The sequence below is a fragment of the Planktotalea sp. genome, assembly GCF_039984035.1.
GTDB lineage: Bacteria > Pseudomonadota > Alphaproteobacteria > Rhodobacterales > Rhodobacteraceae > Planktotalea.
In genome coordinates this window covers 1-16,499 of the sequence record NZ_JBDWVM010000485.1, presented here as the reverse complement: position 1 = coordinate 16,499, position 16,499 = coordinate 1, and the positions used below count along the sequence as shown (strand labels likewise).

Sequence of the window (16,499 nt, the reverse complement as noted above, 5' to 3'; positions counted from 1 at the left end):
CGCGCCCGGCGATGGCTGTGCCTTTGCCCTGTGCGATCCTGTTAGCGTCAGCGGCGTCGCCCCTGATGACAAAAAACACCCTCTGGTCTTTTCTGCGGCCTTCACCCAATCGCTCAGCGCGGAGCGCTGGCGCGAATTGCGTTGGCGTTTCTTCCGCCTGCATTTTCAGTATCTCTGCGCTTTTGATACCCCCAAAGACTACGACTATTTCCAGATCACAGCCGGCCCGCAAACCCTGTCGCAGCGCTATTTTGGACGCCCGCCTTCAAAGAGCCGTATCGAGACGCCTGTGAACAAGTTCACGAGCACTACGCCATGAGCGAGCAGATTCAACCGCCTAAGCCTAAATCGCGCAGCTCCAAAGTGCGGTTGCGCCAATATGTGAAACTGTTCCGTGCAGATATTCTGTCAGCGCAGCCCGCGCGGCTCTATCGCGCTTGGATGGCTGAATTTCGCACGCCTTTCTTTCGCTCATACCTGATCAACCAACCAGAACTCGTGAAGACGGTGCTCAAAGAACGTCCTGATGATTTTCCCAAAAGTGGCCGTATCAGCGAAGGATTGCGCCCGCTGCTTGGAAATGGCGTGTTTGTCAGCAATGGCGAAACGTGGAAACGGCAGCGCCGTATTATCGACCCTGCGTTTGAAGGAGGGCGACTGCGCGAAACCTATCCCGCGATGTGGGACGCAGCAGAAGCTGTCGTTCAACGCTTAGAAGCCTTTGACGGGCAAAAGGTCGAAATAGAAGAGCATACAAGCCACACGGCAGCAGATGTGATTTGTCGCACGCTTTTCTCTATCCCGATTGAACATGAGATCGCGACTGAAGTGTTTCAGGAGTTTCGCGCCTACCAACGCAGCCAGCCTTTGCTGAACATCGCTGCATTTATTCCAATGCCGCGCTGGATGCCCCGTTACTTTCGCCGCGAAACACGGCGCGCTGCGGCGAAGATCAGGGGGTTGATCACTGAGTTGACGACCCAGCGTATGGCCCAGATCGAAGCGGGCACCGCGCCGGACGATCTTGCAACGAACATCATGACCCGCGCAGATCCTGTGACGGATGAGCGGTTCACAACGGAAGAGATGGTGGATCAGGTCGCGATCTTTTTCCTGGCTGGTCACGAAACCAGTGCGTCTGCTTTAGCTTGGGCGCTCTACCTCATGGCGCTTTATCCTGAGTGGCAGGAAAAGGTCGCAAACGAAGCTATCGATGGTTTGAGCGCAGAATTCTCATCCATATCTAAGCTCCGTGTGAGCCGAGATGTGTTTCGCGAAACGCTGCGCCTTTATCCGCCTGTGCCGATGATGGTTCGGCAAAATACCTGTCCTGAAGAGTTCCGCGAGCGTGACATCAAGAAGGGAAGCCAGATCGTACTCAGCCCTTGGCATCTGCATCGCCATGAACGGCTCTGGGACAATCCAGATTGCTTTGATCCGACGCGCTATGCGACGGAGAATGGAAAAACCTGCATGCGCGATGCCTATATTCCGTTTTCCGCTGGCAGTCGCGTCTGTACGGGGGCTGGTTTTGCCATGGTGGAAGGGGTTTTGATTCTGTCGATGATCCTGAAACACTATCGCGTGTCGTTGACGGACCGCCCAACACCAGAACCTGTGGCGCATCTGACAGTGCGCTCAAAGGACGGGATTTATCTAAAGGTGGAGCGCCGAAAGCTGCCTTAACTGGTCGGGCGGTACTGCTGTAAAACGAAAAGACGGATTGCAGAGGCAAGCCCACAATCACCGCCACGTATTGCATCAATTTCGGCTGCTAAGTCGTTGATCGGACGACCTTTTGACTGCGCAATGTCTCTGAATGCATCCCAAAAAGCATCCTCAAGCGACACCGATGTTCGGTGCCCCTTTAATGTCAGGCTACGTTTTTGGGGGCGCTGCATCATCGGTTCAACAAATAGCCGCGTTGCGTGCCCTCAGAGGCCGCAGATTGGTAAGCGTTCAGCACACGTGCCAAACTGCCTGTGTTTCGCTTGATGTAACGACGCGCAATACGGATCGCGACTTGTTCTTTGCGCAGGCTTTCAGCGGATTTTTCGTTTTGGGACATGGCATTCACTTACACTAAATTTGATAGCTTCGATATTGCTTGTGAATTACGGCGAGAATTTGAAATTAATCAGGCTTGCTTTCGTCGCGTTTCGCGCCGTCTAGCAGCTTACGCGCCAAATCACGGCGCGCTTTCTCCAAATCTCGTTCTGCTTTGGTGCGTCCATGGGCCAAAGCGTTTTGTTCAGCGCGCGCAGATTTCTCGGCGCGCGCCTTTTCTTTTCGGTACCGGTTAAGATTGACCGGTTTACCCATTTACTTCGGGCCGATCATGTCTTCTGGGCGCACAACCGCGTCAAACGTCGCTTCATCCACAAAGCCAAGCGCAATAGCTTCTTCTTTGAGGGTGGTGCCGTTCTTATGCGCGGTTTTCGCAACTTTCGTCGCGTTGTCGTAACCAATCGTTGGCGCAAGCGCTGTGACCAGCATCAAGCTTTCTTTCATCAGCTTTTCGATGCGCGGCTCGTTCGCTTGAGTGCCGTTGAGCATACGCTCGGTAAAGCTGGAGGTCGCATCGCCCAAAAGCTGCATAGATTGCAAGAGGTTATAGCTCATCATTGGGTTATAGACGTTGAGTTCAAAGTGACCTTGTGAGCCTGCGAATTTGATAGCCGCATCGTTACCCATGACGTGTGCAGCAACTTGCGTCAGCGCTTCGGCCTGTGTTGGGTTCACTTTGCCCGGCATGATGGAGGAACCCGGTTCGTTCTCAGGCAAGATCAATTCGCCAAGACCGGAACGTGGGCCAGAACCAAGCAGGCGCATGTCCGATGCGATCTTGTAACAAGAGCCCGCAACCGTCGCCAATGCACCAGACATGAAGACCATCGCGTCATGTGCAGCCAAAGCTTCGAACTTGTTCGGGGCTGTGACGAAGGGCAGGTCAGTGATATCCGCCATGTGGCCGGCAACTGTTTCGCCCCAGCCATGCTTGGTGTTCAGACCTGTACCAACCGCTGTGCCGCCTTGCGCCAGTTCGTAAATGCCCGGAAGCGTGGCTTCAATACGCGCGATGCCCTGACGGATTTGGTGTGCATAGCCAGAGAATTCTTGGCCAAGCGTCAAAGGCGTCGCATCTTGTGTATGCGTGCGGCCAATTTTGATGATGTCTTTGAACTCTTCAGACTTCGCTTCAAGTCCTTCAAGCAATTGCTTCAGACCTGGCATCAGCGTGTCACGCACCATCATAGCGGCGGCGATGTGCATGGCAGTCGGGAAGGTGTCGTTAGACGATTGACCCATGTTGCAGTGGTCATTCGGGTGCACAGGATCCTTGGACCCAATCACGCCGCCCAAGATTTCGATCGCTCGGTTCGCGATAACTTCGTTGGAGTTCATGTTGGACTGTGTGCCAGACCCAGTCTGCCAAACAACCAATGGAAAGTTGTCGTCAAACTTGCCTTCGATCACTTCGCCAGCGGCTTCAATGATCGCATCCGCGAGCTTTGGATCAAGATCACCCGCATCTTTGTTCGCCATTGCGCAGGCTTTTTTGATAACGCCAAGCGCACGCACGATCGCAACAGGTTGCTTTTCCCAACCGATTGGAAAGTTCATCAATGAGCGTTGTGTTTGCGCGCCCCAAAACTTGTCCGTAGGGACTTCCAAGGGGCCAAAGCTATCGGTTTCGGTGCGGGTTTGAGACATGGAATGCTCCTGCAAATGTCAGGTCGGTATACAATTGCATGCCGTATTGCCGTAATCTAGCACGCAATTCAATTGGAAAGACGCGCAAGATGCGCCTTTAACGCTTAGGGTTTGCGAAATGCGTCGAGCGAAACGACTTCGGCTTCTTGCTGAGGTGCGTCTTCTTTCACCTCAGGCTCGGCCTCAAACGGGGCTTCTTCGATTTCGATATCAATCTCATCATCGACAGAGTGAAGAATGGTTTCATCTTCTTCGTCTTCGTTCGCTTCGAAACGCAGGCCAAATTCGACGGAAGGATCAACAAATGTGCGCAGGGCATCGAACGGAATATACAGTGGCTCAGGCGCATCGCCAAAGTTAAGCGTGATCGAGAACCCGATTTCGGTGATTTCAAGATCATCGAACCAATGTTGAACAACCACTGTCATCTCATTCGGGTACCGTTCACGCAGCCAATCGGCGATTTGCACATCAGGGTGCGTGGTATCGAATGTGATAAAGAAGTGATGTTCGCCAGGCAGCCCATGCTCTTTGACATCAAGGAGCACAGTTTTGATCAACGAACGCATCGCGCCGTGCATTAGGCTACCGTAGTCAATCGAATCTGTCATTCAGGCCCCCAGCTTTGCTTGGGGGGAACATAGGCAAATTTTTCTCAAACCAAAAGGGCTGTTAGCGCGCGTCAAGTTGCTCTTGCGCATAAGACGCGCATCCAATGAGCGCGGCATAGTCATCTTCGACGATATAGACCGAAAACTGTGCCATAAATTCCGAGAACCGACCCTTGGCCGCAAAACAGCGCGTGAAGCCCTGTTCATCGAAATAGGGGCGCAACGCGCGGGACACGCCGCCGACCAGATAGATACCGCCGCGTGGCAGATGGGTTAGTGCCATATCACCCGCGAAATGGCCCAATGTTCGCACCAGAAGACCAATCGCCTCGACCGCGGTTTTATCGCCGGTTTCGACAAGTCCCATCACATCATGGGACGGGATCGAATGACCTCCCACTAGCGAGCGATAGGCGCGTTCAATACCGCGTCCTGACAAGATGTCTTCGGCTGCAACATGACCAAGGCGCGCTTCTAGGTCGGCTTTGAGCGCGGCCATGCCATCGTCTTGCAGATTGAAATCAATGTGACCTGCCTCAGCAGGGGGAACGAAGGTGCGCCCAGCAACCTGATGAACAGGCGCAACGTTCAAACCTGTGCCAAGACCAATCATGAGGCTCGACGCCCCCTTTGGTCCCTCAGGCGCAGATTGGACTGTTTTGAACGAATCCGAACCTAAAAAGGGCAGGGCATGACCCTGTGCTTGCAGATCATTCAGCAAAAATGCAGTCGCGCCGCCTGTGGCCTCGCTTGCGCCATCTGTCGTGATGTTCCAATCCAAATTGGTCAATCGCCCATGATCCCCGTCGACAGGACCCGCGAGAGCAAGGCTCACCGCATCTGGGGCATCGATGCCTTGCGCGGCCAAGTAGCGCGCGAGAATATCTTCAAGGCCGCTGGATGTCGCATTTTCGAAACGGCTAACGGTTTGCGCACGCAATGCTGTACCATCGAGCAAAGCAAGGCGCGTGTTCGTTCCACCAATATCAGCGGAGAGGATGAGGGGCGTAGAATTCTTCATGCAGCTTAGGTAGAATGTGAGCGCTAACAGTGCAAGCCATCTTGTGCGCGCTTTTGGCAAGAAATGGCATGGGTTCAGCCGTTAAATGGACCTGTCGAACGGCCAATGATCAGCTCTGCCTCAAGCAGTTTGGTTTCCAAAGCCGCATCAGGTGCTGCGATCTGGCGTAGCAACATTTCAGCAACAATGGCACCGGCCTCTCTCACATTTGAGCGGAAGGCTGTGAACACAGGGGTGTCTTCATTGCTGACCATAAAGCTGAGATCGTCATCGAAAGTGACGATGGAAATATCTTTGCCAATCTCAAACCCAGCTTCTTCAATCGCGCGTTTAATACCAGCGGCACAAATCATCGAAGCAGACAGAAATGCGCTCGGACGATTTTCTAATGCGAGCAATTCTTTAGCACTTTCATAGCCATGGCTTTCCGTCATTTCATCTGAGCGGACAATGTCCAAATCCACTGGAATGCCACGATCTTTTAGCGCGACCTCATATCCTTCGCGCCGGCGATGCGCGAAATCCATTGTTTCAATACCATTAACGAGCGCGATCCGAGTATGCCCGAGATCAAGCAATAATTCAGTCGCGCGGCTAAATGCAGAAAAACTGTTCACATCTAGCCATGCATAGTTCTGAGCAGAATTCGACGTTCGCCCGTGAACAACAAATGGGATTTTTAATTCTTGCAAAAGTTCGATGCGCGGATCTTCTTTCAGCGGCGCATGCAAAACCACGCCATCAACTGATTTGCGCGCATGAAGTTTGCGGTAGGTGTTGAGTTCATCGTCAGCAGTCACGACTGACATGCACAGATCATATCCCTCGCGGGCATATACTTGGCCAACACCAGAAATGAATTCGCCAAAGACAGGGTTCATCATTTCATGTTGATCGCTAATGGGAATGACATGCCCAATTGCATGCGCGCGCCCTGTCGCAAGGCTTTTTGCGCGCGCGTTTGGGCTATAGTTATGTGCTCTTGCCGTTTCTTGAACCTTAAGACGCGTCGCTTCGGAAACTTCAGGATATCCGTTAATAGCGCGGCTCACTGTTGTTTGAGACAGCCCCAACAATTCTGAAAGTTCTTTGAGGTTCATTATTTTCCCAAAAGCGCAAATGTAACTCTATAGGTTATATTATAAAGTAAACATAAAGGGCTTGTGAAAGGAAAACGTGACGTCGGTTTGTAAGGATTTGTTCGAATTGACCCGCAATTTCTTGAGAACACGACCAATTTAAAACTAATTCGTCCATAGGTTGATTTGGATATGGGGTCTACACGTTGTTGACGTGGCGTGCTTCTAGGGAAGCTTGAAAAGCATGTTTAGGTGAGTCGTGCTGAGAATTATTCAAAGAATAAGGGTGCCGGTTTCATAAACCAACACCCTCAAAAATAGCACTAATCTGCAGATTTATCCGCGGCGGCGTCCACCACGGCGGGCTCCACGACCGCGTCCTTCTTGGCCCGCTTTTGGCGCGACTTTGTTGGTGCGGATCCACTCCGCGCCGCCATCGTCATTGTTGGTTAGGAAATTCGCCGCACGAATGGCTTCCATTTCCTTACCCGCCCGCGATTGGGTCGAACCAAAGCCGAAGAGTTGGCAAATCGCTTCATCATCCATGCCTTCTGGCAGGATCACGCCAGCCGCTTCGATCTCTGCGCGTTTCTCGGCCATTTTCTTTGGACCAACCGGAATTGCGACAGGGTTCATAATAGCAGATGTCATGCCAGCGCCCATCGCCATCGGCAGAAATGCGTTGTTGATGCCGTGGCGGTTGGGCAAACCGAAGGAGATGTTGGACGCGCCGCAAGTCGTGTTCACGCCAAGCTCTTCCCGCAGACGACGCACAAGCGTGAAGACCTGCAAGCCCGCTGTGCCCATAGCGCCAATCGGCATAACCAGCGGATCAACGACGATATCATGGGCTGGGATGCCAAAGTCTGCCGCACGTTCCACGATCTTCTTCGCAACCGCGAAACGCACATCGGGGTCTTCAGATATGCCAGTGTCATCGTTCGAAATCGCGACAACAGGGACGTTGTATTTCGCGACCAAGGGCAGAACGAGCTCAAGGCGTTCTTCTTCACCGGTGACAGAGTTCAAGAGCGGGCGACCCTCAGCAGCGGCAAGGCCCTGCTCAAGCGCGCCTGGAACAGAGCTGTCGATGCACAGTGGAATGTCCGTGACCTTTTGCACGACTTCGATCAACTGGCGCATGAGCGTCGGTTCAACAAAGTTGTTGTCCGCATAACGCGGATCTTCGGCCATTTTGCCAGAGAAAACAGCGCCAGAGTTGATGTCGAGAATGTTCGCACCTGCCGCAACCTGCGCAATCGCATCCGCTTCAACGCGCGAGAAGTCACCGTTTTCCAATTCTTCGTTCAGAATTTTGCGACCCGTCGGGTTGATCCGCTCACCGATCACGCAAAAGGGTTCGTCGAACCCCATGACGGCAGTTTTGGTTTTGCTCTCGATAATCGTGCGAGTCATTCTTGGAATTCCTTAGGAAGGGTTGGCCGGACGCCCTGAAGCGCCGCCATTTTCAATGGCCCAGTTGGCATTGGTTTTGATGCCACCAAGTGGGAAGAAGTGAACTTTTGTTATGTTGAAATCAGGGTTCGCAGCCTTATGCGCGGCCAGTTGGCTCAGCACTTCTGTCGGCTCATAAGGCAGGAGCAGTTTGGTCACATCCATCGCGCGCTTTTGCAAAACCTTCAAGGAAGGTCCAACACCGCAGGCAATTGCGAACTTGATCAACGTTTGGAGCTTTGCAGGGCCAGCAATACCGATGTGGATCGGGATATCGATGCCAGCCTCTTTAATGGCGTCCGCCCATTCAATGATCGGGCCTGCTTCAAAGGCGAATTGCGTCGCAAGGGCCATGTCGGCATCTGTGCGTTCATTAAAGGATTGCTTCCAACGTAGAGCGTCCATGACATTTGAGTCCGATCCATCAGGATCGATATCTTTGTTACCCTCTGGGTGACCTGCAACATGGAGGTTCTTGAAACCTGCTTTGTCAAACAAGCCCGTTTCCAAAAGCTGCATGGAGCTGTCGAAATCGCCATGCGGATTTGCAACGCCGCCAGCAAGCAGCAGCGCTTGGGTGACATTTGCTTCGCCCTGATAGCGCGCGATCCAATCTGCTAGCGTCGCTTCATCCTTGATGATCCGCGCAGGGAAATGCGGCATCACATCATAGCCTTCGCCCTTAATGCGCGCGGCTGTGGCAACCATATCTTCAATCGGCGTGCCTTCGATGTGCGCAATATAAACGCGTGTGCCCTGTGGCAACAAAGCGGAGAAATCGTCGATCTTTTCGGCTGTGCGCGGCATCACCTCAATGGAATAGCCATCCAGAAAGGCCTCCACTTCAGCACTATTGAACGCGCCATCACGCACACTTGGTTTCTTCTTGAAGTTCAACAGAGCCATGAGCAGATCTCCTAATCTCATAAACTGTGCACGGGCAGGGACCAAACGGCCCTAAGCCCAGCCATCCTTTGCAATCAACGCCTTAAGGCGCTCGGTGTCATACTCGGCTTCGAGACGAAGGGCTTCTGCTTCCACGATTTCCGCGGGATCGCCGTCCATGCTGTAAGGGGCCGCTTTGCGCCATTCCGCCAGATAGGCGTCTGCGTCTTTCGCGTTCACCTTCATAGCCGCGCGATCGATAGCTTGTTCAAAACGTTCTTCAAGCTGACGCTTGGAACCACGACGCCCTTTGCCAACAATAACTTGGGCTGGAATATCGCGCCAATAAACGATTGTGACATCAGGCATGTTTCGGTCCTTACTCTTTTACCGTCACTCAGTCGTACTTCACGGATTTGCTGTGGCGCAGTCCGATTTCGACAGAATGATGCTCCGTTGCGACCAGATGGTCATGGATGTTTTACCCTTGCAGCATTGGAGATAGCCACAGCCACCGCCGCCCATAATATTCATGGTGATTATGAAAGGTGTCGGGCGGGGAGGCGACAATACCCTTGCGAGCGGGCATCGACGGGCGTAGGCTGATGGTAACACGATAATCGGAGGGCGTAACTATGACGCCCAAGCGTCCCAAAGGTGCGGGCGCATTCCCGAAACCGGTAGAGAGCCCCGCGCCGAAACCGCCTGATTCCGCCGCCCTATATGCGGCTTTGGATTTGGGTACGAACAGTTGTCGCATGTTGATTGCCCAACCGAAGGGCAGTCAGTTTCATGTGGTAGATAGCTTTTCGAAGTCCGTTCAATTGGGAGCGGGCCTTGAGAGCACAGGTAAGCTGAGTCGCGCTTCTATGGGGCGCACGATACAAGCTCTGCGCATTTGTCAGCAAAAGTTAAAGCGTCACAAAGTGAAGCGCATGCGCCTTGTTGCGACGGAAGCCTGCCGTCGCGCAGGCAATGGCGCTGGTTTTATGAAGCAAATCCAACGTGAGACAGGCCTCAAGCTCGATATTATCAAACCCGAAGAAGAAGCGCGCCTTGCGGTGATTTCCTGCGCGCCTTTGGTGTCCACAAAAACGGAACAGTTGTTGGTGGTGGATATTGGCGGTGGGTCTACTGAGTTGGTCTGGATCGATCTCAGCGCTGTTCCCATGCGCGAACGCCCCAAAGCGATCATGCGCCTGCATGCAGGGTTTCACACGCAAGACAGCCCGTTTGCTGCGGCCAAGGTTGTCGATTGGATCTCAGTTCCTCTTGGTGTCGCAACGCTGCGCGATCAATTCAATGATGTTGAAGATGATTCTGCGCGCTTTGCCCTCATGAGCTGGTATTTTGAGGAACACCTGTCCGAATTTGCACCCTACAAGGATGAGCAAACGCGCCAAGGCTTTCAGATCGTCGGCACCTCAGGCACCGTCACGACGGTTGCAGCGTCTCATCTCGGCCTCAAACGGTATGACCGCAATAAGGTCGATGGCCTGCGCATGACATCAGATCAAATCGACAAAGTGATTCACACCTACCTCAAGCTTGGCCCGACAGGGCGGCGACGCGATCCACGGATCGGGCAGGACCGTCAGGCGTTGATCATGTCGGGTTCTGCAATCTTGCAAGCACTGCTGCGTTGCTGGCCGACGGATCAATTGTCCGTCGCGGATCGCGGTTTGCGCGAAGGTTTGCTCTATGCACAGATGAGTGCGGATGGTGTTTTGGAAGATGGCGTGTATTAAAGGCGCGAATTTTGCTAAAATCGAATCCCCGTTTAGATTTTAGGCGCGGACATAACGTCCAGAGAGATAAAAGACATGGCTAAGACCCCAACCGGTAAAAACACATCAGGACGCGGACAGCGCGATTTGACTGTTAAGGTCAAAAGCGCTCGTGGTCGGCGCATGTCTTCCACGCTTTGGCTGCAACGCCAGTTGAACGATCCTTATGTGAAACGGGCCAAGGCCGAAGGGTATCGTGGTCGCGCGGCGTTCAAGATCATGGAGCTTGATGACAAGTACCGCTTTCTTGTCCCCGGCGCGCGCGTCGTTGACTTGGGCGCAGCGCCCGGTGGTTGGGCGCAGGTTGCTGTGCCACGCATCAATGCGATTGGGGATCGTCGCGGCAAGGCCCAAGGCCGGATTCTGGGTATCGATTTGCAAGAAATCGAAACCATGGCAGGCGCCGAATTCCATGTTCTCGATTTTCTCGATGAAGGTGCGGATGATAAAGTAAAAGAATGGCTTGGCGGTGAGGCAGATGTGGTCATGTCCGATATGGCAGCGTCCTCTTCGGGTCACAAGCAAACGGATCACCTGCGCATTATGCACCTGTGCGAAGCCGCAGCCTATTTCGCGTTCGACGTACTGGCAGAGGGCGGCACATTCGTGGCCAAGGTTCTGGCTGGGGGCGCAGAAGGGGATTTGCAGAAAGTCCTGAAGCAGAACTTTACCAAAGTCGCGCATATGAAACCCCCAAGCTCGCGCTCGGACAGTTCAGAAAAATTCGTTGTAGCGACAGGGTTTAAAGGTCGTTCGGAAGATGTGGATCAAGATGAAGGTCGTAATTGGTAAAACGATCTTCGTTTAGAACAGCCACATGAAAAAGGCTGTCCACATGCCAACGCCAAGTACGAAACACACGCCAAGCATCGCTGCCAAGGCTTGATCTTCGTTACCGACGAAGCGATCGCCGACGTTTGTTTTTACAGTCTTTTGAAACCGCGGAAGAAAATTTTCGGTAGTGACGTTTTCAACGTTTGCCATTTTATGTCTCCAGTTTCACAAGATTAAGGTCGGCTTCATTCAGTGAAGCGAGCTTGCTTAGGAAATGGGGCGGTTCTCATGGCCGGAATGTGACGTTTTTATGACGAGTGCCATTTTGCGTCAGAACCCGCTGCAAACCAGTTCATCAAACCCGCCAATCAGTGACGGATTTGATATGTTTGTGAGTGGCTTAGCTAAGGTTTTCGGTAAATCAACCAGAGCGGAATGCTAAAAAGCAAAAACTGCAATGTGCTGGCTGTCGCCTCGAACATGATCCATGCGGGTATAGATGGCGCTGCATATTTCGCAGGTTCCGCGAGGGCGATGTAAATACCCAGAAAGATGCCGAAACTGGCAACAACTGCGAGGCATTGGCTCAGGCTTGCCCCCATTGGGAACAGTTTCGCCATAACAAAACTGAAGATCAGTGCTTGGACAATCATCGCCGTGAGTCCCAAGGGGATCACAGGCTCTTTGCGCAAGAAGTCGATTGACGCGAAGTGCTCAACGTTGATGACAAAATGCGATAAGCCTTGGACAGCAAAGGACACGATACCGAAAGCAAAAACAGTGAGAATAGGTTTCAGCATGGCGCTACATGTCCATATCCATCGCCTCTGCGATTTCAATCGTTCCAGTCCCGCTGAGATGTGGACAGCCTTTCACCATTTCTGTTGCGTCTTCAAACGAAGCCGCTTGAATGACAGTAATGCCTGAAATCGGGTTCGAGCCACCATTGTCGATAACGCCATCGGGCGTCACGGTGATCGATTTTCCCGCAGGCAATCCCGGATCAATCACCGCATCGCCAAGCCCGTGGCTCCAAGCTTTCCATTTCTCCATATGCGCCGCGCCTTGCTCGGGCGAGGTGATGTCGGGTTTACCATGATAGACAAGGATATATTTGGGCATTTTGAGCTCCTGTTTTGAAGGTTGCAGGAGCTTTATGAAGGCGATCTTTATATGTTAAAGAACATATTAAAAATTCTTGAGCGGGCCAAGCTGAGTGCAATTCGGGGACCGATTTACCCTTAGAAGAAAACAGTAAGACCGATCATTGAAACGATAAGAAACAACGCGGTCATGATCCCACCGGAGCGGACGAAATCCACCACGCGATAGCCAGCCGGGCCCATGATAAGTGCGTTGACCTGATGGGTTGGGATCAGAAACGAATTCGAGGTCGAAATCGCCACCGTCAGCGCGAAAATTGCGGGATCGCCGCCAGCGGTAATCGCAATGGATATTGCGAGCGGCACCAGCAAGACTGTGGCGCCGACGTTAGACATTACCAGTGTGAATACCGTGGCCAAGACCGCAAGACCCGCTTGCAGCGACCAAAGTGGCCAACCATCCAGAAGCGTGAGAATTTGCGTTGCGATCCACGCGGCCGTGCCCGTGCTTTGCACCGCTTGGCCCAAGGGGATCAGAGAGGCCAAGAGGAACACAGTGCTCCAACTGACAGCGTCATAGGCTTCATCAATCGACACCACGCGCGACAGGATCATTCCGACAGCCCCCGCCAAAAGGCACAGCGACAAGATCACGTCGGTGAACAAAATCAACCCAAGCGTCATCACAAAGAACCCCAGCGCCCAGTTGACCTTGTGCGGGCGCAGCTCTTCTTGGGGGAAATCAGAGGTGACGACCACAAAGTCTTGGTTCGACTTAAGCCGCGTGAGCCGGTCCCATTGCACGTGTACAACCAAAGTATCACCAGCCTGCAGCGGCACCGCGCCGATATGTGTCGCGATGTGATCTTCGGTTTCCACATGGCTCATGGTTTCCTCACCGCGATGAATCGCAAGGATCGACAGACCATGTTTCCGGCGTAGGCCAAGCTCAATAGGGGATTGTCCGATGATGGAGGACCCTGGTGGAATAACGACCTCAGCAACGCCAGATTCTGTTGCTGCGAAATCGTCGGCGAAGACGTCCAAGGCCGGCAAGAGCTCAAGACCATAGGGATCGGCGAATTCATCCTTTAGCACGCGGCGCAACCCCAAAATCGCCAAACGGGCAGGGGCTTCAATCACCGTATCAGCCATAGGTGCGATGACCTTGTGACCTTTGTAAGAGGTGCCCAAAATATAGATGTGATGCGCCACCATAATGTCAGCGAGCTTTTGCCCGATGAGAATGGACCCCTCAGGCACACGCACTTCGAAAAGGTCCGCGCGCAGACCATAGGTGTTTTCGACGAATGTCTGCATCGTGCGCGCCGCGCCAGCATCTTCGCCGCGACCACGTTGACCCGGCAATATCCAACGCCCGAGAAGCACGAAATACAGAACGCCCGTTAGGACAAGTAGAATCCCGATAGGCGTAACGGAAAAGAGACCAAAGGGTTCCATTTGTTGATCCGCGGGCAAGGTGTCATTGGCAGACACCAGTAAATCATTGAGCAAAATCAAAGGGGATGAACCAACCATCGTGATTGTGCCACCAAGGATTGCGCAAAAACCCATCGGCATGGCCAAACGGCTCATCGGGATTTCGGTGCGCGCGGAAATGCGGCTGATCACAGGGAGAAACAGCGCAGCAGCGCCAACGTTTTGCATAAATGAGCTGATAACGCCGACGGTGCCAGAAACGATCGGAATAATCCGCGCCTCTGTCGTGCCGCCGCGCTTGAGAATGAGGGCTGCAACCTTTGACATCAGACCCGTTTTATCCAGCCCCGCGCCAATGATCATGACGGCGATAATCGAAATGACCGCATTCGAGGAGAAACCGGAAAAAAGCTCTGTACCATTTGAAAGGTTTTCCAAACCGGGCAGAGTGCTCAGCCCTCCAAGGATCACCATCACAAGAACAGCGGCCAGGTCTATTCGGATAATTTCGGAGACGAACAAGAACACGGTGAAGGCCAGCAATCCAAGGACGGCCATCATTTCAAACGTTAAAACAGTAGCTTCCATTGTATCCCCTTCATTGTCAGGTTTAACAACGGTTTGTAATTCCGCCTAGAGTTAATCGCCGTTTTTTTGAGCAGAGGTTTTTGTGGGTGACGCTCAATCCTCTCGCACCTTGTGACAGACTGTGACACCGTCGCGTTAGCTGTCACACTGATATCTGCTGCGGAACGTCAGATGAATTTTGCTTTTATGTCAGAACACTGACCCAAACGCCTAAAACCGGACGTTCGAGCATGTTGCAGCGAATTTCCGGTTTGAGCCCATACTTGGAGATGCTGCGCTTAGCCCCAATGGCCGCTTTTTCAAGAACGAAAAGGGGGGCTCCCTTCGTACTGAAATAGCGTTGAACTCAATTCTGTCATCCATACCCTGCTTATAGCAACCCAGCATTTCGCATGAGTTCTACTGGATCAACGCGGTATGAAGGTTCAAGACTGACAGTGTTCGTGATTGGAGGAAACGCGAATTCAAGGTCTTCCGCAAATCGATGGATTCTACCGGAACGGCCTTTTACCCCAATCGAAAGTTTTTCGCGAAAACACCTGCTCGCTCCATCAACAAAGCGAAATCGGCATTCGATCTTAAGTTTATGGTCTACGGCGAAGGCAACGGGTGCAATGATACCGTCGAGAGATCCAACATCGCACGCCATCTCGGAATAGCACCATGCGGTCTCGGCTTGCGGATATGATTCCTTCACTTTGGCCAACCCTCGATTTTTCAAATCAGTTCCCCAAATCGTAATTCCGCCGGACATTATTGTTTCCCAAATCGGGGTGCTGTCGGGCACGCTCTTACCATTCCAATAGGCATTCGCTTTTTCCTGCCAATCACTTACGAGCGTTCCGTCACTACCGACGAGCATCGGTATCCAATTCGCGTCCAACTTGCTTGCTGCAATGGCTTGCACGCCGACATCCGCGAGATTGGATTCTTCAAAGTGAGCGCCCCATCCTCTCGTTTCCCAAAGTGCGGCCACGTCTTCAATGCAAGCAAAGAGGAAAATGCCTGACAGCCGCGAAACCTCGTCCGGAAAGTGCTTTCTGCGCATAGCTTCGAGTTTAAACTCGACTGCAAGCTTCGAACCATTCTCTGGTCTAAAAAGAGACTCTGACCAAGGGGTTAGGGGAATACTGCCTTCGGAAAATCCTCCATTCGCCTCTAAAATATCAGCTGAAGCAAAACCACCCCTAGATACATTCCAAGCAACGTAAGGGTTGGAAATGTCCAAATAGACATGTCCCTCGAATTTTTGGCCGTCTTGTTTCATTCTGCTCTCATTGAGATGGGTTTCTGGATCAAAGTACGCAAATAGGGACTCTCGCCTCAAGATCGAAAGCAGACCCTGAGCTATTAAATGCGAACGACAGCTTTGTCCGCATTGCCGACTTTAACCTAGACTAAGGCAAAGGTCCGGTCTGGGCGAGAAAATCTTGAAATAGGGGTCAGCATCGCGTGGTGGTGCCTTTTGATACGAATCAGAAAATCCGCTATATCTAGGAACAAGTGGGCAACGTTCCACTTCTGCGCGGCTTTGACGCACACGTAAATCCCAACTGGAGCACTTCAATGCCCGATACCGCGCGCCCATCCCATACGTTTACCCGAGGCAATGTTTCTCTAGAGAACTGGCGCCTTGCCCCTTATTCGTCTTGGGCGTTTCAAAATGTTCAAGAGATCGTTCCATCCGTCTTTATTCAGGGCAACGCTCGCAAAGAAACATCGCAGCTGGATTTAGCTCAGCTGGTCGATCTGACGGTAGACGGTATTGAAGAGGCGCCCGTCAGTCTGCCGGAGTTTCTTGAGCAAACCCACACGGACGCCTTTGTTGTAATGAAGCAGGGCGCGGTGGTGGCTGAATGGCACGCCAAGAGCTGCGATCCTCATAAACCGCACATTATCTTTTCGATTTCGAAATCCATTCTGGGGCTGCTCACGGGGATATTGGTGGATAAGGGCAGTCTTGGCGCGGATGATCCAGTTGTTCAGCATATTCCTGAAATGGCAGGCTCAGCTTATGGCGATGCAACCCTGCGCAACCTGCT

At 52.6% G+C, this 16,499-nt stretch carries 19 protein-coding genes and 1 pseudogene; 5 read left to right on the top strand and 15 right to left on the bottom strand.

Features of this window, described 5'->3' with window-relative positions; all coding sequences use genetic code 11:
* A pseudogene (locus ABJQ89_RS21880) lies at positions 1-319 on the top strand (hypothetical protein); the annotation flags it as partial.
* On the top strand, positions 316-1,686 hold the full coding sequence (locus ABJQ89_RS21875) for a cytochrome P450 (protein ID WP_348498268.1): 1,371 nt from the start codon (positions 316-318) through the stop codon (positions 1,684-1,686). The pseudogene ABJQ89_RS21880 and the gene ABJQ89_RS21875, both read left to right, overlap by 4 nt.
* On the opposite strand, the gene ABJQ89_RS21870 is transcribed toward ABJQ89_RS21875, so the two are convergent.
* The 10 genes from ABJQ89_RS21870 to ABJQ89_RS21825 form a co-directional block, all read right to left on the bottom strand.
* On the bottom strand, positions 1,683-1,904 hold the full coding sequence (locus ABJQ89_RS21870; protein WP_348498267.1) for a ribbon-helix-helix domain-containing protein: 222 nt from the start codon (positions 1,902-1,904) through the stop codon (positions 1,683-1,685). The genes ABJQ89_RS21875 and ABJQ89_RS21870 overlap by 4 nt on opposite strands.
* Positions 1,901-2,068, bottom strand: a complete 168-nt coding sequence (locus ABJQ89_RS21865; RefSeq protein ID WP_348498266.1) for a hypothetical protein — start codon at positions 2,066-2,068, stop codon at positions 1,901-1,903. The genes ABJQ89_RS21870 and ABJQ89_RS21865 overlap by 4 nt, the downstream gene beginning before the upstream one ends.
* 65 nt (positions 2,069-2,133) lie before the next feature.
* The gene (locus ABJQ89_RS21860; protein WP_348498265.1) at positions 2,134-2,322 is read right to left on the bottom strand and encodes a DUF4169 family protein; all 189 of its coding nucleotides are present in this window, start codon (positions 2,320-2,322) and stop codon (positions 2,134-2,136) included.
* Positions 2,323-3,714: a class II fumarate hydratase gene (gene fumC, locus ABJQ89_RS21855; RefSeq protein ID WP_348498264.1), complete on the bottom strand. Its 1,392-nt coding sequence runs from the start codon at positions 3,712-3,714 to the stop codon at positions 2,323-2,325.
* A gap of 104 nt (positions 3,715-3,818) precedes the next feature.
* On the bottom strand, positions 3,819-4,325 hold the full coding sequence (locus tag ABJQ89_RS21850; RefSeq protein WP_348498263.1) for a ClpXP protease specificity-enhancing factor SspB: 507 nt from the start codon (positions 4,323-4,325) through the stop codon (positions 3,819-3,821).
* 61 nt (positions 4,326-4,386) lie between these two features.
* Positions 4,387-5,346 (bottom strand): ROK family protein, encoded by a 960-nt coding sequence (locus ABJQ89_RS21845; RefSeq protein WP_348498262.1) that lies wholly within the window; start codon positions 5,344-5,346, stop codon positions 4,387-4,389.
* 74 nt (positions 5,347-5,420) lie between these two features.
* The gene (locus tag ABJQ89_RS21840) at positions 5,421-6,446 is read right to left on the bottom strand and encodes a substrate-binding domain-containing protein (protein ID WP_348498261.1); all 1,026 of its coding nucleotides are present in this window, start codon (positions 6,444-6,446) and stop codon (positions 5,421-5,423) included.
* 315 nt (positions 6,447-6,761) lie between these two features.
* A complete protein-coding gene (locus tag ABJQ89_RS21835; protein WP_348498260.1) occupies positions 6,762-7,841 on the bottom strand; it encodes a methyltetrahydrofolate cobalamin methyltransferase in 1,080 nt (359 codons plus the stop codon).
* 12 nt (positions 7,842-7,853) lie between these two features.
* Positions 7,854-8,786 carry a methylenetetrahydrofolate reductase gene (locus tag ABJQ89_RS21830; protein WP_348498259.1) on the bottom strand — a complete coding sequence of 311 codons (933 nt, stop codon included), beginning with the start codon at positions 8,784-8,786 and terminating at the stop codon, positions 7,854-7,856.
* 51 nt (positions 8,787-8,837) lie between these two features.
* A complete protein-coding gene (locus ABJQ89_RS21825) occupies positions 8,838-9,134 on the bottom strand; it encodes a virulence factor (RefSeq protein WP_348498258.1) in 297 nt (98 codons plus the stop codon).
* A gap of 266 nt (positions 9,135-9,400) precedes the next feature.
* On the opposite strand from ABJQ89_RS21825, the gene ABJQ89_RS21820 reads away from it, so the two are divergent.
* Positions 9,401-10,513 carry a Ppx/GppA phosphatase family protein gene (locus ABJQ89_RS21820; RefSeq protein ID WP_348498257.1) on the top strand — a complete coding sequence of 371 codons (1,113 nt, stop codon included), beginning with the start codon at positions 9,401-9,403 and terminating at the stop codon, positions 10,511-10,513.
* 75 nt (positions 10,514-10,588) lie between these two features.
* Entirely contained in the window at positions 10,589-11,344 is a 756-nt protein-coding gene (locus ABJQ89_RS21815; RefSeq protein WP_348498256.1) for an RlmE family RNA methyltransferase, read from the top strand.
* Between the two features lie 12 nt (positions 11,345-11,356).
* Here the strand turns inward: ABJQ89_RS21815 and ABJQ89_RS21810 are convergent, their stop codons facing one another.
* The 5 genes from ABJQ89_RS21810 to ABJQ89_RS21790 all read right to left on the bottom strand — a co-directional run bounded on the left by ABJQ89_RS21810 (position 11,357) and on the right by ABJQ89_RS21790 (position 15,724).
* Complete coding sequence (locus ABJQ89_RS21810) at positions 11,357-11,536, bottom strand: hypothetical protein (protein WP_348498255.1); 180 nt, start codon at positions 11,534-11,536, stop codon at positions 11,357-11,359.
* A 194-nt stretch (positions 11,537-11,730) separates the two neighbouring features.
* Complete coding sequence (locus ABJQ89_RS21805) at positions 11,731-12,126, bottom strand: hypothetical protein (RefSeq protein ID WP_348498254.1); 396 nt, start codon at positions 12,124-12,126, stop codon at positions 11,731-11,733.
* 4 nt (positions 12,127-12,130) lie between these two features.
* A complete protein-coding gene (locus ABJQ89_RS21800; RefSeq protein WP_348498253.1) occupies positions 12,131-12,448 on the bottom strand; it encodes a hypothetical protein in 318 nt (105 codons plus the stop codon).
* A 119-nt stretch (positions 12,449-12,567) separates the two neighbouring features.
* Positions 12,568-14,457, bottom strand: a complete 1,890-nt coding sequence (locus tag ABJQ89_RS21795) for an SLC13 family permease (RefSeq protein ID WP_348498252.1) — start codon at positions 14,455-14,457, stop codon at positions 12,568-12,570.
* 370 nt (positions 14,458-14,827) lie between these two features.
* Positions 14,828-15,724, bottom strand: a complete 897-nt coding sequence (locus tag ABJQ89_RS21790; protein WP_348498251.1) for a hypothetical protein — start codon at positions 15,722-15,724, stop codon at positions 14,828-14,830.
* A gap of 299 nt (positions 15,725-16,023) precedes the next feature.
* On the opposite strand from ABJQ89_RS21790, the gene ABJQ89_RS21785 reads away from it, so the two are divergent.
* A partial coding sequence (locus ABJQ89_RS21785) for a serine hydrolase (RefSeq protein WP_348498250.1) occupies positions 16,024-16,499 on the top strand: 476 nt, incomplete at its 3' end.

Excerpts from the sequence above, each read along its gene's own strand:
- ABJQ89_RS21875 (WP_348498268.1), top strand. The coding sequence starts at position 316 with ATGAGCGAGCAGATTCAACCGCCTAAGCCTAAATCGCGCAGCTCCAAA.
- ABJQ89_RS21870 (WP_348498267.1), bottom strand. The coding sequence starts at position 1,904 with ATGATGCAGCGCCCCCAAAAACGTAGCCTGACATTAAAGGGGCACCGA.
- ABJQ89_RS21865 (WP_348498266.1), bottom strand. The coding sequence starts at position 2,068 with ATGTCCCAAAACGAAAAATCCGCTGAAAGCCTGCGCAAAGAACAAGTC.
- ABJQ89_RS21860 (WP_348498265.1), bottom strand. The coding sequence starts at position 2,322 with ATGGGTAAACCGGTCAATCTTAACCGGTACCGAAAAGAAAAGGCGCGC.
- fumC (WP_348498264.1), bottom strand. The coding sequence starts at position 3,714 with ATGTCTCAAACCCGCACCGAAACCGATAGCTTTGGCCCCTTGGAAGTC.
- ABJQ89_RS21850 (WP_348498263.1), bottom strand. The coding sequence starts at position 4,325 with ATGACAGATTCGATTGACTACGGTAGCCTAATGCACGGCGCGATGCGT.
- ABJQ89_RS21845 (WP_348498262.1), bottom strand. The coding sequence starts at position 5,346 with ATGAAGAATTCTACGCCCCTCATCCTCTCCGCTGATATTGGTGGAACG.
- ABJQ89_RS21840 (WP_348498261.1), bottom strand. The coding sequence starts at position 6,446 with ATGAACCTCAAAGAACTTTCAGAATTGTTGGGGCTGTCTCAAACAACA.
- ABJQ89_RS21835 (WP_348498260.1), bottom strand. The coding sequence starts at position 7,841 with ATGACTCGCACGATTATCGAGAGCAAAACCAAAACTGCCGTCATGGGG.
- ABJQ89_RS21830 (WP_348498259.1), bottom strand. The coding sequence starts at position 8,786 with ATGGCTCTGTTGAACTTCAAGAAGAAACCAAGTGTGCGTGATGGCGCG.
- ABJQ89_RS21825 (WP_348498258.1), bottom strand. The coding sequence starts at position 9,134 with ATGCCTGATGTCACAATCGTTTATTGGCGCGATATTCCAGCCCAAGTT.
- ABJQ89_RS21820 (WP_348498257.1), top strand. The coding sequence starts at position 9,401 with ATGACGCCCAAGCGTCCCAAAGGTGCGGGCGCATTCCCGAAACCGGTA.
- ABJQ89_RS21815 (WP_348498256.1), top strand. The coding sequence starts at position 10,589 with ATGGCTAAGACCCCAACCGGTAAAAACACATCAGGACGCGGACAGCGC.
- ABJQ89_RS21810 (WP_348498255.1), bottom strand. The coding sequence starts at position 11,536 with ATGGCAAACGTTGAAAACGTCACTACCGAAAATTTTCTTCCGCGGTTT.
- ABJQ89_RS21805 (WP_348498254.1), bottom strand. The coding sequence starts at position 12,126 with ATGCTGAAACCTATTCTCACTGTTTTTGCTTTCGGTATCGTGTCCTTT.
- ABJQ89_RS21800 (WP_348498253.1), bottom strand. The coding sequence starts at position 12,448 with ATGCCCAAATATATCCTTGTCTATCATGGTAAACCCGACATCACCTCG.
- ABJQ89_RS21795 (WP_348498252.1), bottom strand. The coding sequence starts at position 14,457 with ATGGAAGCTACTGTTTTAACGTTTGAAATGATGGCCGTCCTTGGATTG.
- ABJQ89_RS21790 (WP_348498251.1), bottom strand. The coding sequence starts at position 15,724 with ATGAAACAAGACGGCCAAAAATTCGAGGGACATGTCTATTTGGACATT.